Origin of the sequence: Lentzea sp. NBRC 102530, assembly GCF_030269365.1 — a bacterium.
In the GTDB taxonomy this organism is placed as follows: domain Bacteria; phylum Actinomycetota; class Actinomycetes; order Mycobacteriales; family Pseudonocardiaceae; genus Lentzea.
In genome coordinates this window covers 155,807-169,434 of record NZ_BSTF01000009.1, presented here as the reverse complement: position 1 = coordinate 169,434, position 13,628 = coordinate 155,807, and the positions used below count along the sequence as shown (strand labels likewise).

Annotated in this window: 17 protein-coding genes; 11 read left to right on the top strand and 6 right to left on the bottom strand. The window is 71.0% G+C overall.

What is annotated here, in order from left to right; genetic code table 11:
* Positions 1-54: 54 nt before the first annotated feature.
* Positions 55-711 carry a type 1 glutamine amidotransferase domain-containing protein gene (locus QSK25_RS24560; RefSeq protein ID WP_285641586.1) on the bottom strand — a complete coding sequence of 219 codons (657 nt, stop codon included), beginning with the start codon at positions 709-711 and terminating at the stop codon, positions 55-57.
* 56 nt (positions 712-767) lie between these two features.
* On the opposite strand from QSK25_RS24560, the gene QSK25_RS24555 reads away from it, so the two are divergent.
* Entirely contained in the window at positions 768-1,661 is an 894-nt protein-coding gene (locus tag QSK25_RS24555) for a LysR family transcriptional regulator (RefSeq protein ID WP_285641584.1), read from the top strand.
* Here the strand turns inward: QSK25_RS24555 and QSK25_RS24550 are convergent.
* The gene (locus QSK25_RS24550) at positions 1,638-3,167 is read right to left on the bottom strand and encodes a sensor histidine kinase (protein WP_285641583.1); all 1,530 of its coding nucleotides are present in this window, start codon (positions 3,165-3,167) and stop codon (positions 1,638-1,640) included. The two genes, QSK25_RS24555 and QSK25_RS24550, sit on opposite strands and share 24 nt — an antisense overlap.
* Complete coding sequence (locus QSK25_RS24545) at positions 3,164-3,841, bottom strand: response regulator transcription factor (RefSeq protein WP_285641582.1); 678 nt, start codon at positions 3,839-3,841, stop codon at positions 3,164-3,166. The genes QSK25_RS24550 and QSK25_RS24545 overlap by 4 nt, the downstream gene beginning before the upstream one ends.
* A gap of 134 nt (positions 3,842-3,975) precedes the next feature.
* Between QSK25_RS24545 and QSK25_RS24540 the strand changes: the two genes are divergently transcribed.
* Complete coding sequence (locus QSK25_RS24540) at positions 3,976-4,779, top strand: serine hydrolase (protein ID WP_285641580.1); 804 nt, start codon at positions 3,976-3,978, stop codon at positions 4,777-4,779.
* Here QSK25_RS24540 and lexA read toward each other — a convergent pair.
* A complete protein-coding gene (gene lexA / locus QSK25_RS24535; protein ID WP_285641578.1) occupies positions 4,759-5,418 on the bottom strand; it encodes a transcriptional repressor LexA in 660 nt (219 codons plus the stop codon). The two genes, QSK25_RS24540 and lexA, sit on opposite strands and share 21 nt — an antisense overlap.
* A 58-nt stretch (positions 5,419-5,476) precedes the next feature.
* Here lexA and QSK25_RS24530 point away from each other — a divergent pair, with 58 nt between their 5' ends.
* The 4 genes from QSK25_RS24530 to QSK25_RS24515 all read left to right on the top strand — a co-directional run bounded on the left by QSK25_RS24530 (position 5,477) and on the right by QSK25_RS24515 (position 8,386).
* Positions 5,477-6,043, top strand: a complete 567-nt coding sequence (locus QSK25_RS24530; protein ID WP_285641576.1) for a GNAT family N-acetyltransferase — start codon at positions 5,477-5,479, stop codon at positions 6,041-6,043.
* Positions 6,044-6,131: 88 nt separating this feature from the next.
* On the top strand, positions 6,132-6,701 hold the full coding sequence (locus tag QSK25_RS24525; RefSeq protein WP_285641574.1) for an RNA polymerase sigma factor: 570 nt from the start codon (positions 6,132-6,134) through the stop codon (positions 6,699-6,701).
* Positions 6,694-7,728: a CU044_5270 family protein gene (locus tag QSK25_RS24520; protein ID WP_285641573.1), complete on the top strand. Its 1,035-nt coding sequence runs from the start codon at positions 6,694-6,696 to the stop codon at positions 7,726-7,728. The genes QSK25_RS24525 and QSK25_RS24520 overlap by 8 nt, the downstream gene beginning before the upstream one ends.
* A 100-nt stretch (positions 7,729-7,828) precedes the next feature.
* Positions 7,829-8,386, top strand: a complete 558-nt coding sequence (locus QSK25_RS24515) for a TetR/AcrR family transcriptional regulator (protein ID WP_285641572.1) — start codon at positions 7,829-7,831, stop codon at positions 8,384-8,386.
* Here the strand turns inward: QSK25_RS24515 and QSK25_RS24510 are convergent.
* On the bottom strand, positions 8,333-8,821 hold the full coding sequence (locus QSK25_RS24510) for a MarR family winged helix-turn-helix transcriptional regulator (RefSeq protein ID WP_285641570.1): 489 nt from the start codon (positions 8,819-8,821) through the stop codon (positions 8,333-8,335). The two genes, QSK25_RS24515 and QSK25_RS24510, sit on opposite strands and share 54 nt — an antisense overlap.
* A gap of 95 nt (positions 8,822-8,916) precedes the next feature.
* Between QSK25_RS24510 and QSK25_RS24505 the strand changes: the two genes are divergently transcribed.
* Both QSK25_RS24505 and QSK25_RS24500 read left to right on the top strand, forming a co-directional pair.
* On the top strand, positions 8,917-9,684 hold the full coding sequence (locus QSK25_RS24505) for a DUF4142 domain-containing protein (RefSeq protein WP_285641568.1): 768 nt from the start codon (positions 8,917-8,919) through the stop codon (positions 9,682-9,684).
* 15 nt (positions 9,685-9,699) lie between these two features.
* On the top strand, positions 9,700-10,878 hold the full coding sequence (locus tag QSK25_RS24500) for an FAD-dependent oxidoreductase (RefSeq protein ID WP_285641566.1): 1,179 nt from the start codon (positions 9,700-9,702) through the stop codon (positions 10,876-10,878).
* A 175-nt stretch (positions 10,879-11,053) separates the two neighbouring features.
* On the opposite strand, the gene QSK25_RS24495 is transcribed toward QSK25_RS24500, so the two are convergent.
* A complete protein-coding gene (locus tag QSK25_RS24495) occupies positions 11,054-11,422 on the bottom strand; it encodes a winged helix-turn-helix transcriptional regulator (protein WP_285641564.1) in 369 nt (122 codons plus the stop codon).
* 85 nt (positions 11,423-11,507) lie between these two features.
* Here QSK25_RS24495 and QSK25_RS24490 point away from each other — a divergent pair, with 85 nt between their 5' ends.
* From QSK25_RS24490 to msrA, 3 genes are read left to right on the top strand one after another with little or no spacing between them, the layout of a single operon-like run.
* Entirely contained in the window at positions 11,508-11,903 is a 396-nt protein-coding gene (locus QSK25_RS24490; protein WP_285641563.1) for a nuclear transport factor 2 family protein, read from the top strand.
* 52 nt (positions 11,904-11,955) lie between these two features.
* Entirely contained in the window at positions 11,956-13,095 is a 1,140-nt protein-coding gene (locus tag QSK25_RS24485) for an AI-2E family transporter (RefSeq protein WP_285641561.1), read from the top strand.
* A gap of 25 nt (positions 13,096-13,120) precedes the next feature.
* Positions 13,121-13,618 carry a peptide-methionine (S)-S-oxide reductase MsrA gene (gene msrA / locus QSK25_RS24480; RefSeq protein WP_285641559.1) on the top strand — a complete coding sequence of 166 codons (498 nt, stop codon included), beginning with the start codon at positions 13,121-13,123 and terminating at the stop codon, positions 13,616-13,618.
* Positions 13,619-13,628 lie beyond the last annotated feature (10 nt).

Genomic DNA, 13,628 nt, shown 5'->3' with positions numbered 1-13,628 from the left:
GGTGTTCGCGCGGGACCACCAGGTGGTGCGGGTGAAGGTCGAGGCCGCTCGGGCCTAGAGGAGCGAGGCGACGCGGGCGGCGGTGGCCACGGTGGACTGCGGGTTCTGGCCCGTCACGAGCCCGCCGTCCACGACCACCGTGCTCGACCACGGCTCACCGGACGAGATCCGCGCGCCGAGCGAGGCCAGCCGACCGGCGACCGAGTAGGGGACCGCCAGGCCGCCCTGGCGTTCCTCCTCGTCGGAGAACACCGCCATCTCCTTGCCGGCGAACACGAACGTGCCGTCCGCGCGGACCGCGCTCAGCAGCCCGGCCGGTCCGTGGCACAGCGCCGCGACCAGCTTGCCGCCGTCGTGGAACTCCGCGAGCAACGCGCCCAGCGCCGCGTCGGACGCCAGGTCCGCCATCGGACCGTGCCCGCCCGGCAGGTAGATCGCGTCGAAATCGGCCGAACGGACATCGGCCAGCACGGCGGGAGCGCGCAGATCCTCCAGCGACGCGACGGCTTCGTCGAACGTGCCGTCGAGACTCGCCTTGTCGACCGTGGGCGCGACACCGCCCGGCGTCGCGACGGTCACCGACACGCCGGCCTCGCGCAGCACGCGGACGGACTCCACGACCTCCTCGGCCCAGAACCCGGTGGGGTGGCTCGTGCCGTCCGCCAACGTCAGCGAGTCGGCGGCGGACACGACCATGAGCAGCTTCTTCATGTCACCCAGGACATCACAAATCAGCAGAACGAGCAGATTGAGCTATAAGCTGCCTTATGGCTCAGCGCTTGACGGACCTGGACCTGCTGGAGACGTTCCTGGAGATCTACCGGGGCGGCTCGCTCACCAGCGCGGCCACCAGGCGTGGCCTCACCCAGCCCGCGGTCAGCGGCCAGCTCGCCAAGCTGGAGGGCCGGCTCGGCACCACGCTGTTCACCAGGGGGAGCCGTGGGGTCACCCCCACACCCCGTGCCGACGACCTGGCCCGCAGGATCGGTCAGCACCTGGACCAGCTCCGCACCGCGCTCGACCCCGACGCGGCCCTCGACGGCACGGTCAGGATCGGGGGAGCGGCCGAGTTCATGACGGTCCGGGGCCTGCCCGCGCTCGCCCCGCTCACCCGCAGGGGACTTCGGTTCGAGGTCGCGTTCGGCCTCGCCGAAGACCTGCTCGCAGCACTGAGAGCCGGACGGCTCGACGTCGTGCTGTCCTCGATCCGACCGCAGGCCGGGTTCACCGCCACCCCGTTCACCGACGAGGAGTTCGTGCTGGTCGGCCCACCCCTGCTGGCCAGGACGGTCGACCGGCGACTCCTGCGCGAAGACCCGCGACGCGCCCTCGAACACCTGCCGCTCGTCGCCTACGACGCGACCCTGCCGATCCTGCGCCGCTACTGGCGCAGCGAGTTCGGCGAACGCCCGCGCAACACCGTCGCCGTCACCGTCCCCGACCTGCGCGCGGTCCTCGCGGCCGTCGTCGCGGGCGCCGGCGTCTCGGCCCTGCCGCGCTACCTGGCCGACCCGGCGATCGCGGCCGGGTCGGTGGAACAGCTGCACCACCCGGAGGTCCCGCCGCTCAACACCCTCTACGTCGTCACCCAGGGCGCGACGACCGCCGAAACCGACGCCGTCGTCGAGCACCTCAGGTCACGCGACTGGGGCGCCCTGTAGGGGCAGCCGCACGGTGAACGTGGTGCCCACCCCGACCGCGCTCGCCACCGAGATCGACCCCCGGTGCGCGGTGATGATCTCCCGCGCGATCGCGAGCCCCAGCCCGCGCCCGCCGGTCTCGCGGCCGCGGGCGTTGTCGGCGCGCCAGAACCGGTCGAACACGTGCGGCAGGTGCCCGGCGGCGATGCCCCACCCGTTGTCGGCCACCTCCACCACCGCCCACGGCCCCTCCGCCCGGCAGCGCAACGTCACCGAGAACGCGCCCGCCCGCTGCGCGTTGGTGACGAGGTTGCCCACGACCTGCCGGAGCCGGTCGTGGTCCGCGTGCACGACGACGGGTTCCGGCGCGTCGACGACCACCCCGGCCGCGCGGTAGGTCGACAGCAGGTCTGCCAGGTCCACAGTGGACATGTGGTAGACGAGCGAGCCCGACTCCGCCAGCGCGAGGTCCTGCAGGTCGTCGATGAGTCGTTGCTGCAACAGGGCTTCCTCGTACAACGAGCGGTACAGCTCGTCGTCGGCGGGCAGCACCCCGTCGCGCACCCCCTCGATGTACCCGCGGATGTTCGCGAGCGGCGTGCGCAGCTCGTGCGCGATGTCGGCGATCATGTTGTGCTGCTGCTCCCGGCTGCGCTGCAACGACTCCGCCATCGCGTTGAACGCGCGGGTCAGCTCCGCCAGGTCGCCCTTCTCCGGCACCCGCCCGGAGAGGTCACCGGCCCCGAACCGCCGTGCCGACGCCGCCAGCGCGCTGATCGGTCGCAACGCGCCGCGGCTGATCAGCAACGACACCACGAGCGCGAGCAACGCCACGAGCCCGGCGCTGAGCAGGATCGGCAGCAGCGCCACCTTCGCCTGCTGCGGCTGGTCGACCGCACCGGCCTGCACCAGCACCGGCGGCGGCATGAGTTCCGCGAACCTGGCGCCATAGGTGCGCATCACGCACCCCTTGTCGTTCCCGCACACGAACTCGTTGCTGGAGGGCGTGAAGCCCTTGGCCGCCGGGACGCACACCGCCGGCACCGGGTCGTCCGTGACGAAGGCCGGCACGTTGTTCGAGCCTTGTTCGACGCGGACGCGGCTGCCCACCTTCCGCAGGCACCGGCCGCGTTCCAGGCCGGCCTCGTAGGTGGCGATCGCGATGAGCGCGCCGATCTCGGTGGAGAAGACGTAGTCCGGCCGCGTCTGCACCGCGACCGACTGCCGGGGCGACGTACCGGGCTGGGTGTCGGCGAGCACCGATCCGTCCGTCAGCACGACCCGCACCCGTTGCCCCAGCCGCTGGGCCAGCGGGGGCAGCAGCGCGTCGATGCCGTCCCACGACCCCGTCAGGAGACCCTGCAGCCTGACCTCCTGCGCGACCTCCTCGAGTTCCTGCCACGCCACCTCGACGGACTTCTCGACCTGCCGCGTCGTCTCGCGCAACGTCAGCCAGGCCGTCGCCGCCACCGCCGCCACGACCGTGACGACGACGAGGGCGGCGATCTTGAGCGCGAACCGGCTCATCCGGCGAACTTGTAGCCGCGACCGGGCACGGTCAGCACGTACCGCGGTGCCGCCGGGTCGGGTTCGATCTTGCGCCGCAGGTTCATCACGTGCGCGTCCACCGTCCGCTCCTGCACGTTGTGGTCGAACCCGAACGTCTCCTGCAGCAGCTGCCCGCGCGAGAACGCCCGGCCGGGTGCGGACGCCAGCACCCGCAGCAGTTCGAACTCCTTCGCGGTCAACGCCACCAGCTCACCGCCGATCCGCACCTCGAACCGGTCGGGGTCGATCTCCACGTCGAGCGCGCGGATCGGCCCGCTCACCTCCGGTGCGCCCGAGCGCCGCAGCAACGCCCGCACCCGCGCGACCAGCTCGCGGGGGCTGTAGGGCTTCACCACGTAGTCGTCGGCGCCGAGGTCGAGCCCCAGCAGCAGGTCCGCCTCGGTCGAGCGGGCGGTCAGCATCAGGATCGGGACCTGCGACTCCGCGCGCAGCACCCGGCACACGTCCAGGCCGTCGACCTCGGGCATCATCACGTCGAGCACCACCAGGTCCGGCGTGCGCGACCGCGCGAGGTCGAGCGCCGCCCTGCCGTCGCGCGCCACCAGCACGCTGTGGCCCTCGTGCTCCAGATAGGCCCTGATCAGGTGCGACTGCTTCGGATCGTCCTCGGCGACGAGGATGCGCGCGCTCACGCGTTCCATACTGCGTGACGGTCGTGAAGGAACGATGAAGGCGCGGTCCGGGCGTCGTGAATTCGTTCGTTCGAACGGCGGCCTGACCGGCTCTTCGTCGTTCCTTCACCGCGGTCGGCCTTGCATCGGCGGCCATGAAGCGCTGGATCCCACTCGTGCTCCTGCTCGCCGCCTGCCAGGCACCCGCACCCCAGGAGGCCGAATCCGTTCCGGTACCGGCCGCGGGACCGGTCGCCGCACCGTCCGAGGTGGTCGAGGAGAAGTGGCGGCCCGACCCCGGCCACGTGTCCGTCCAGTTCGCCGGTGAGTACACGTGGGCGTTGCGGGGCAACGGGATCGTGCTCGTCGGCGGCCAGGACATCCGCACGTTCACCGAGTCGATGATCAAGGCCTGGCTGGCGCTCGACCTGATCGCGGCGAAGGGTTCGGTGGTGTCCGACGCGGACACCACCGCGATGGCGAAGATGATCCGGGAGAGCGACGACAGGATCGCGCAGCGCTTCTACCTCAACCTCGGCGGCGACGCCTCGGTGCAGCGCATGATCAGCACCTGCGGTCTGCTGGAGACCACCATCACGCCGCACTGGTGGTCCAAGACCAAGGTCTCGGCGAACGACGCGGCGAGACTCGGGCAGTGCCTGGAGATCGGCCCCGGTATCAGTCCGGAGTGGAGGGAGAAGCTGCTCACGATGATGCGTGACGTCTCCCCGGACGGCCGGTTCGGCATCGCGCAGGCACCGGCGTTGCAGGGCAAGCCGCTCGCGATCAAGAACGGCTGGACCCGGCACGACGACACGTGGACCGTCACGTGCCTCGCGCTGTGGGACGGCTGGTCGCTCGCGGTGCTGACGCGGGTGCGCAGCACCGACCACCTGGCGGGCGCCCAGGTCTGCACGACCGTCGCCCAGCAGCTCTTCTCAGACGCTCCGGAGAACTGAGACGACGATGCCGAGGATCACGGCCTTGTCGCCGTCGATCACCGGGTACGCCTCGTTGCGCGGCTCCAGGTACACGTGGCCGCCCCGGCGCTGGTACACCTTCACCGTCGCCTCCTCCTCGATCATGGCGGCGACGATCTGGCCGTTGTACGCCTCGTGCGTCTGCCGCACCACGACCGTGTCGCCGTCGCAGATCGCGGCGTCGATCATCGAGTCACCGCGCACGCGCAGCGCGAACACGTTGCTGCCGCGCCCGACCAGCCCGCGCGGCAGGTTCAGCACCTCGTCCACGTGCTCGATGGCCGAGATCGGCGCACCGGCGGCGATGTCACCGACGACCGGCACCGAGATCGAGTCTCCGGACGGCATGCCGGGCACGACCGGGGTGCCGCTGAGGAACACCCGCACGTCCATCGGCCGCGTCACCGACCCGCCGCGCTTGAGGAAGCCCTTGTCCTCCAACGCCGACAGGTGCTTCGACACGCTGGACGACGACTTGAGCCCGACGGCCTCGCCGATCTCACGGGTGCTGGGGGAGTAGCCGTGCTCGACGACCCAGTCGCGGATGGCGACGAGGATCATCTGCTGGCGTTCCGGCAGCACCGTCGTGTCGAGTTCGAGATCGTCGTAGGCGGTCATCCGGCGATAGTAGTAATCGGGTTGCCAGACACGATCGGGTGGTCGTTCGATCAAGCCCATGACCTCTCTCTGGGTAGGAGAACTCGTCCGGCTGCGCGGCGTCGAGCCGGAGGACTGGGAGCCGTTGCACGCCTACGACGCCAACACGCACGACGCGCGCAGGGCCGGGCGGATCCTCCCGCCGCGATCCGCCGCGGGACAACGGGAATGGGCGCAGCAGCTGGCGCTGAAGGATTCCGAGAACGACAAGATGATGCTCACCATCGAGTCGCTGGCCGACCGGGCGCCGATCGGGCTGATCTCGACCGGCATGGCCGACTACCACGCGGGCCGGTTCCAGTACGGGATCACGATCGGGAACCAGCACCAGGGCCGCGGCTACGGCACGGAGGCCGTGCGGCTGCTGCTCGGCTACATGTTCGGGGAACGCAGGTTCCACAAGTGCGAGTCGGGCGTCTGGGCGTTCAACGACGCCTCGATCGCGTTGCACCGCAAGCTCGGCTTCACCGAGGAGGGCAGGCTGCGCGACCACGAGTTCTTCGCCGGGCGCCACCACGACATGGTGATGTTCGGGATGCTGGCCGCGGAGTTCGCGGACCGGCACCCGTTCCCGCGCGAGATCTGACCGGCGGGCCCACGATGTGGCGGTGGGCACACGGCGGGAACGCTCCGGGGGCCTGCGTCCAGGTAGGTCTGTGCGAACCGAGGCGCCCGTGGCGCTGACACCAGAGGTGGCGCCGGCCGTGCTGGACGAGGCCGCGCTGCTGGAGCTGTACGAAACGACGGCCGAGCGGCTGCACCGCTACGTGGCCAGGCGGGTCGGTCCCGACACCGCGCAGGACGTGGTCTCCGAGGCGTTCCTGGTGCTGTGGGACCAGCGCGCCGGGCAGGCCTACGACGCGGACGCGGTGCGGGCCTGGCTCTACGGCGTGGCGACGAACCTGTTGCGTGGTCACGTCCGCGCCGAGGAACGCAAGCTGCGGGCGTGGAGCAAGGAACACGCGGCCCGCACCGACGTGGCCGACATCGGTGACCGGGTGAGCGCCGCCGCGGACGCCGACGTCCTCGCCGGACCGCTCACCGCGTGGCTCGCCGAGCTGCGGATCGAGGAACGGGAGGTGCTGCTGCTGCACGCGTGGGCGGACTTCACGCCCGCCGAGATCGCCGTGGCGCTCGACGTCCCGATGGCCACCGTGCGGACCCGTCTGCACCGCGGCCGCGCCCGGCTGCGCACCCGTCTCGCCGCGACCGCCCACGACTTCACCGAGGACAGCCATGTCTGACCAGCCAGAGACCCTCGACCGCGTGCTCGACGCCACCCTTGCGAAGGCCGGTGACGAGCCCGTCCGGTTCGACGTCGCCGCCGGCAAGGCCGAACTCGCCGCCGCGCTCAAGACCCGCGCCGTCGCACCGCCCAAGAGGAAGAACAAGGTGCGCTGGCTCGCCGCCGCGGCCGCCGTCACCGTGCTGACCGGCACGGGCCTCGCCGCCTCGACCGTCGACCTCACCGGCACCGGCGGCAACTCCGCGACCGCCGCCGAGGAGCTGACCAAGGCCGCCGACCTCGCCGCCCGCGTCGTCGACCAGCCGCTCGCGCCCGGCCAGTTCCGCTACGTCCGCACCCGCTACGAAGGCATCACCTCGGCGGAGGGCGCGAAGGCGTCGTCCACGGACATGACCAACGAGGAGTGGATCCCTGCGGACCGGCGCGACGAGTGGCTGTTCCGGGCGACCGTCCAGCCGTCGAAGTGGGTGCCCGGCCACGAGGGCACCGGTCAGCCGGAGTCGGGCTCGGCGTTCAAGAACGGCCAGGAGTTCCGCGGCGCGTGCGGCAAGTACTCCTACATGGCGGAGGGGCAGCCGGACCGGTGCACGGTCGGCGACTTCCACAACCCCACGCCGGAGTTCGTCGCCTCGTTGCCGAAGGACCCGAAGGAACTGCTGGAGAGGTTGAAGGCCGGCGGGGGCCCGGAGGGGTGGGCGTTGCAGCAGGCGCGTGAGGCGTTGCAGTCCGGCGAGTTCCCGGCCGAGGTACGCGCGAACATCTTCCGTGCGCTGGCGTTGCTGCCCGGCCTGGTCGTGACCGAGCAGCGGGCGAACCTCGACGGCAAGCAGGGCGTCGCGCTCGGCGTCCAGTTCCTGTCCGAGTTCACCGAGATCATCATCGACCCGGAGAACGGTGACTACATCGGTGGCCGCGACACCATCGCCGAGGACCTGCCCGACGACCAGGGCGGCCTCGACAAGGGCACCGTCCGCCAGTCCTCGTCGGTGACGACGAAGATCGTGGACTCGCAGGGCGGGAAGTAACTTCCACCCGCGTTCGGGGCGCGGGAGGAACAGCCGACTCGGGAGTCGCGCGTCCTCGGGGGGACGGGCGACTCCCGAGTCGCACCAGTAGTTTGACCAGGTGCCCAACTCAGCCGACCGAGGCCGCCGCACCCGTGAACAACTGATCGACGCCGCGGCCCAGCTCGTGGGCGAGGTCGGCTGGGGCGCGGTGACGACTCGGCTGGTCGCCGAACGGGCGGGCGTCAACCCGGCGCTCGTGCACTACCACTTCTCGTCGGTGTCCGACCTGCTCTCGACGGCCGCGCTGCAGTTCGCGACCCGAATCCTGGCCGAGTCGGCGGACGCGGTGCGCGCCGTCGCACCGGCCGAGGGCGTCGAGCGGATCTTCGCGGACCTGGCCCGCTTCACCGGCACCGACCCGGAGTCGTTGCTGCTCGCGGAGGCGTTCCTCGCGGCGCACCGGCTGCCATCGCTGCGGGACGGCCTGTCGGCGCTGGTCGTGGACTTCCGGGCGCGGATCGCCGACTGGCTGCGGGCCGCCGGGGTGCCGGACGCCGACGCGGTCGCGTTGCTGATCGGCGCGGCCATCGACGGGCTGGTGCTGCACCGCGCGCTGGACCCGTCAGTCGACTTCGGCGTGGTCGCGGGGCCGCTGCGACGTCTCGTCGGCGGCTGACCAGCGCGGTTCGCCCCCGGCCTCAGCGAACGCGGTCAGCGCCTGCACCAGGCCGTGCCGCAGGTGCTCCGGCATGCGGGCGACGATCGTGCTGATCTCGGCCCGGCGACGGGCCATCACCTGGCGCACCACCCGGCTGCCCTCGGCGCTCGCCACGACCACGACCTCGCGTTTCGTCGCGGGGTTCGGTTCGCGCTCGACCATGCCGGACGTGACCAGCCGGTCGATCATGCGCTTGGCCGTGGACGGGTTGACCTGCAGGAGGTCGGCGAGCGCGGTGAGGCTCATCGGGCCGCGCGAGTCGAGCAGGACGACCATCCGGAACTGCGGCAGCGTGAGCGTCTCCTCGACCGCGGCGAGCGAGCGCGCCGAGACGGCCACGAGCAGGCGGGACGCGGTGAGGACCGCGTCGGTCAGGTCGTCGACATCGCTCACCCGCCCAGTTCTACAGGGCTCGCCGTTGATAACGAAAAGATAAACATTGCACTGTGCAACGGTCGGGCTCGCGGGGTCCGTCCGTACCCCCCGGCATGCGCATACTCCTCGTCGCCGTGCTGACGTTGCTGCTGGGCGCGCAGCCCGCTCTCGCGCAGCCCGATCTCGGACCCGACTACGTGCAGACCTCGTTCGGGCCGATGGGGCCGGCCGGGCGCGACCTGCTCCAGAAGGTGGCCCTGGCGGGGCTGTGGGAGGGGCCCGCCGGGCGGATGGGACTCGAGAAGTCCGCGAACCCCAAGGTGCGGGAGGCCGGGCGGCACCTCATCGACGGGCACGCCGACCTGGACCGCCGGACCTTGGAACTCTCCCGCACGTTCGGCGTGCAGTTGCCGACGCAGCCCAACGAGGCGCAGCAGGGCTGGCTGGGCGAGATGCAGGCGGCGCCCGCGAAGAGCCAGGAGTTCGACCGGGTGTTCGCGAACCGGCTGCGGGCGGCGCACGGCGTGGTCTACAAGTTCCTCGCCACCGTGCGCACCGGCACCCGCAACACCGCGATCCGCGACTACGCCAAGGTCTGCATGGACACCGTGCTCGACCACATGACGGTGCTCGAAGCCACCGGGATGGTCGACTTCGCCGACACCGACGCGATCCCGCTCGCACTCGTCGCGCAGCCGTCCTCGGCCGCGCCCACGCCGTCGATTCCACCGTTGCCGCAGCCGAACTCGCAGTACCAGCAGGCGCAGTCGCAGGAGCAGGGCATCCCGGACGGCGCGATCGGGCTGGGCGTGCTGGCGCTGGTCGTGGCCGGTCTCTGGTTCTGGACGAGCGGGCGGAGCAGTCGCAGGATGCATCCGTGATGCTAGATTGGGCGTATGCCTAAGTCGAACGCCCAACAGCGTGCGTTGATCGTCGGAGCGGGGATCGCCGGGCTCACCTCCGCCTGGTGGCTGGAGCGCGCGGGCTGGGACGTCCTCGTGGTGGAGCGGGCGCCGTCGTTCCGCGCGGGCGGCTTCATGATCGATTTCTTCGGGCCGGGGCACGAGGTGGCGCGGCGGATGGGCCTGCTGCCGGCCTTGGAACGGCGGCGGGCGCCGATCTCGTCGGTGACCAGCGTGGACTCGCGCGGGCGCAAGCGCGGCGAGATCTCGACGGCGGCCTACGAGGCCGTGGCGGACGGGGTGATCAGCCTGCTGCGCGGCGACCTGGCCGAGGTGGTCCGCGACGACGTGCGGTCGCCGATCCGGTACGGCACCACGGTGTCCGCGATCGACGACGGCCGGGTGGCGTTCGCCGACGGGTCCGTCGGCGAGTTCGACCTCGTGGTGGGGGCGGACGGGGTGCACTCGCGGGTGCGCGAGCTGGTGTTCGGGCCCGGTGAGGAGTTCGTGCGGTACCTCGGGCACCACGTGGCGGCGTTCTCGCTGCGGGACGAGGAGCTGAGCACGCGGATCGGGTACCGCTACCAGATGCTGACCGTGCCGCACCGGATGATCGGCTGCTACGCCGTGCGGGACGGGTCGATGGCCGCGCTGATGCTCTACCGGGCGGAGTCGCCCGCCGTCCCCGCCGATCCGGCGGCGGAGTTGCGGGCGCGGTTCGGCGACCTCGGGTGGGTCGCGCCGCAGCTGCTCTCCGTGGTGCCGGACGACGTGTACCTCGACGAGGTGTCCCAAGTGGACGTGCCGGTGTGGCACCGCGGCAAGGTCGTGCTCGTCGGGGACGCGGCCGGTGCCGTGTCGTTGTTCGCCGGGCACGGCGCGTCGCTCGCGATGACCGGCGCGCACGTGCTGGCGGAGGAGCTCGCGGCCGGGTTCGACGGGGCGTTCGACCGGTACCAGGCGCGGCTGAAGCCCGCGGTGGCGCGCACCCAGGAGTTCGGGCGGCGGTTCATCGGCTGGATGGCGCCGGCGTCGGCGTGGCGGATCTCGGTGCGGGACCTGGCGTTCCGGCTCTCCGGGCTGCCGGTCGCGCGGAACCTGATCCGCGGCTCGGTCGCGCCGGACGTCGACGGCGTGCTCACACCTCCAGCACCCGCGGGCACGGCCGCCTGAGCACCGCGCGCAGGTCGTCGTCGCCCAGGTGGGGGAACGCGGCGATCACCGGGCCGACGTCGCTCACCGCGAACCACGCGGCCCGCTGGCCGGCTCCTGGCCGTGGACCAGCGAGATGCCGGACTTCGTGGTGAGCGCGGTTTCGTCGGTGGGCAAGGACATGCGGCCCTCCGGGTCACCGGGCGTCGTAGGCCTCGCGGTGGGTGAGCACCTCGGCGATGTGCTCCTCGGCCCAGCGGCACAGCGCGAACAGCGGGTCGTAGAGCGTGCGCCCGAGCGCGGTCAGCTCGTACTCGACCCGCGGCGGCACCTCGGCGTGCACGTGCCGGGTGATGAGGCCGTCCCGTTCGAGGTCCCGCAACGTCTCGGTGAGCACCTTGCCGCTGATGCCGTCGAGCTGGACCTTGAGGTCGCCGAACCGGGTGCGGCCGCCGCCCAGCACCGAGACGACCATCGCCGTCCACTTGTTCGCGATGCGCGCCAGACTCGTGCGGGACGGGCACGTGGACGCGAGCACGCTGAAGTCCGGCATCGTCTGTGACATGGCGCACTTCCGTCCATTAGTTACGTTGAGGTAATTGGTTACTTTTGGTGAGCATAGGGCAACCCCAACGAATTGGAGAAACCCCATGACCACCCCGCTTGCCGTCGTCACCACCTACTTCGAGGCGCTGGAGTCGGGTGACTTCGCCACCGTTGCCGCCCAGTTCGCGGACGACGTCGTGTGGCACCAGCCCGGCGACAACCGGTTCTCCGGCGTCCACCGCGGCAGCGAGGCCGTCGGCGCCATGATCGCCGGGATGATGGAGGTGTCCGAGGGCACCTTCTCGTTGAAGCGCAACGCCCCGTTGATGCTCAACGGTGACATCGTGGCCGCGCCCGTGCACTGGACGGCCAAGCGCTCCGGCGCCGAGATGGACGGCGTCGGCGTCGACGTGATGCGCGTCGTAGACGGCGCGGTCGTCGAGGTGTGGCTGTACACCGCCGACCCCGCCGAGGAGGACGCGTTCTGGGGCCGGGGATGAATTCGGCGCGTCCCGCCACCCGAACGGGCTAGATCACGACACACTGTGCGTCGTGGAACGGGATCGCAGGTGGGCGGACAAGGGTGAGGCCATCGGGCACGGCGTGAGCTGGCTCGCGCGGTGGAGTCTGCGCGCGGCGCTGGCCGCGCTCGGCTTCTGGATGGTCTTCTGGCTGGTCGGGAAGCTGTGGGTGGTCGTCATGCCCGTGCTGCTCGGCCTGCTGATCACCACCGTGCTGTGGCCCCCGGCGCGGTGGATGATGTCGAAGGGCCTCAACTCGGCGCTGGCCGCCACGATCGTGCTGGTCGTCGGCCTCGGCGTGCTGGGCGGTGTGATCGCGGCGATCTCGTCGTCGATCGCCTCCGGTGTGCCGGAGATCGCGCAGAGTGCGCAGAAGGCCGTGCAGCAGTTGCAGGACTGGGCGTCCGGGCCGCCGTTCAACCTGAAGGGCAGCGACCTCGACCGGCTCCTCTCGCAGGGCGTCGACCAGATCAAGTCGAGCATCGGCTCCATCGCGGGCGGGTTGCTGACCGGCGCGGGCGCGGTGACGTCCGGCGTCGTGACCGGCCTGGTCGCGCTGCTGCTGGCGTTCTTCTTCGTCAAGGACGGCGTGCGCTTCACCCCGTGGGTGCGTTCGGTGATCGGCGAGCGCGCCGGCGGCCACGTCACCACCGTGCTGGAGCGGATCTGGGTCACGCTCGGCAGCTTCATCCGCAGCCAGGCGATCGTGTCGCTGATCGACGCGGTGTTCATCGGCCTCGGGCTGGTGATCCTGGGCGTGCCGCTGGCGATCCCGCTGGCCGCGCTGACGTTCCTCGGCGGCTTCATCCCGATCATCGGCGCGTTCATCGCGGGGGCGCTGGCGGTGCTGGTGGCGTTGGTGAGCAACGGCCTGACCACGGCCATCATCATGCTGGTGATCGTCATCGTGGTGCAGCAGGTCGAGGGCAACGTGCTGCAGCCGATCCTGCAGTCCCGCAGCCTGCGCCTGCACGCGGCCGTGGTGTTGCTGGTCGTGACCGCGGGTACCTCCCTGTACGGCATCGCGGGGGCGTTCTTCTCGGTTCCGGTGGCCGCGGCCGTGGCCGTCGTCATGCGCTACCTGGGTGAAGTGATCGAAGCCCGGTCCGTAATGGTTACGTCACAACCTGACGGGGATGAACCGGGGGAGACCGAACGTTCTCCTGAGTGAAGACCTGAGAAGAGGGAGTGACACAGTGACGGAGAAGGCAGTTCTCGCGGGCGGTTGTTTCTGGGGCATGCAGGACCTGTTCCGCCGCCACCCCGGCGTCGTCTCCACCCGCGTCGGGTACACCGGCGACCCCGGCACGCCGAACGCGACCTACCGCAACCACGGCAACCACGCCGAGGCGATCGAGATCGTGTTCGACCCGGCCCAGCTCAGCTACGGGCAGATCCTGGGGTTCTTCTTCCAGATCCACGACCCGTCGACCCGCAACCGGCAGGGCAACGACATCGGTGCCAGCTACCGGTCGGCGATCTTCTACGTGGACGACGCGCAGAAGAAGGTGGCCGAGGAGACGATCGCGGCCGTCGACGCCTCCGGGAAGTGGCCCGGCAAGGTCGTCACCGAGGTCGTGCAGGAGTCGGCGTTCTGGGAGGCCGAGCTGGAGCACCAGGACTACCTGGAGCGGTACCCCAACGGGTACACCTGCCATTACGTGAGGCCGGAGTGGCAGCTCGGCGAGAGGTAGAGATCGTCGG

What these genes read in the sequence shown, in the direction of transcription:
- QSK25_RS24560 (WP_285641586.1), bottom strand. Translation starts at nt 711, where the DNA reads ATGAAGAAGCTGCTCATGGTCGTGTCCGCCGCCGACTCGCTGACGTTG.
- QSK25_RS24555 (WP_285641584.1), top strand. Translation starts at nt 768, where the DNA reads ATGGCTCAGCGCTTGACGGACCTGGACCTGCTGGAGACGTTCCTGGAG.
- QSK25_RS24550 (WP_285641583.1), bottom strand. Translation starts at nt 3,167, where the DNA reads ATGAGCCGGTTCGCGCTCAAGATCGCCGCCCTCGTCGTCGTCACGGTC.
- QSK25_RS24540 (WP_285641580.1), top strand. Translation starts at nt 3,976, where the DNA reads ATGAAGCGCTGGATCCCACTCGTGCTCCTGCTCGCCGCCTGCCAGGCA.
- lexA (WP_285641578.1), bottom strand. Translation starts at nt 5,418, where the DNA reads ATGACCGCCTACGACGATCTCGAACTCGACACGACGGTGCTGCCGGAA.
- QSK25_RS24530 (WP_285641576.1), top strand. Translation starts at nt 5,477, where the DNA reads ATGACCTCTCTCTGGGTAGGAGAACTCGTCCGGCTGCGCGGCGTCGAG.
- QSK25_RS24520 (WP_285641573.1), top strand. Translation starts at nt 6,694, where the DNA reads ATGTCTGACCAGCCAGAGACCCTCGACCGCGTGCTCGACGCCACCCTT.
- QSK25_RS24505 (WP_285641568.1), top strand. Translation starts at nt 8,917, where the DNA reads ATGCGCATACTCCTCGTCGCCGTGCTGACGTTGCTGCTGGGCGCGCAG.
- QSK25_RS24500 (WP_285641566.1), top strand. Translation starts at nt 9,700, where the DNA reads ATGCCTAAGTCGAACGCCCAACAGCGTGCGTTGATCGTCGGAGCGGGG.
- QSK25_RS24495 (WP_285641564.1), bottom strand. Translation starts at nt 11,422, where the DNA reads ATGTCACAGACGATGCCGGACTTCAGCGTGCTCGCGTCCACGTGCCCG.
- QSK25_RS24490 (WP_285641563.1), top strand. Translation starts at nt 11,508, where the DNA reads ATGACCACCCCGCTTGCCGTCGTCACCACCTACTTCGAGGCGCTGGAG.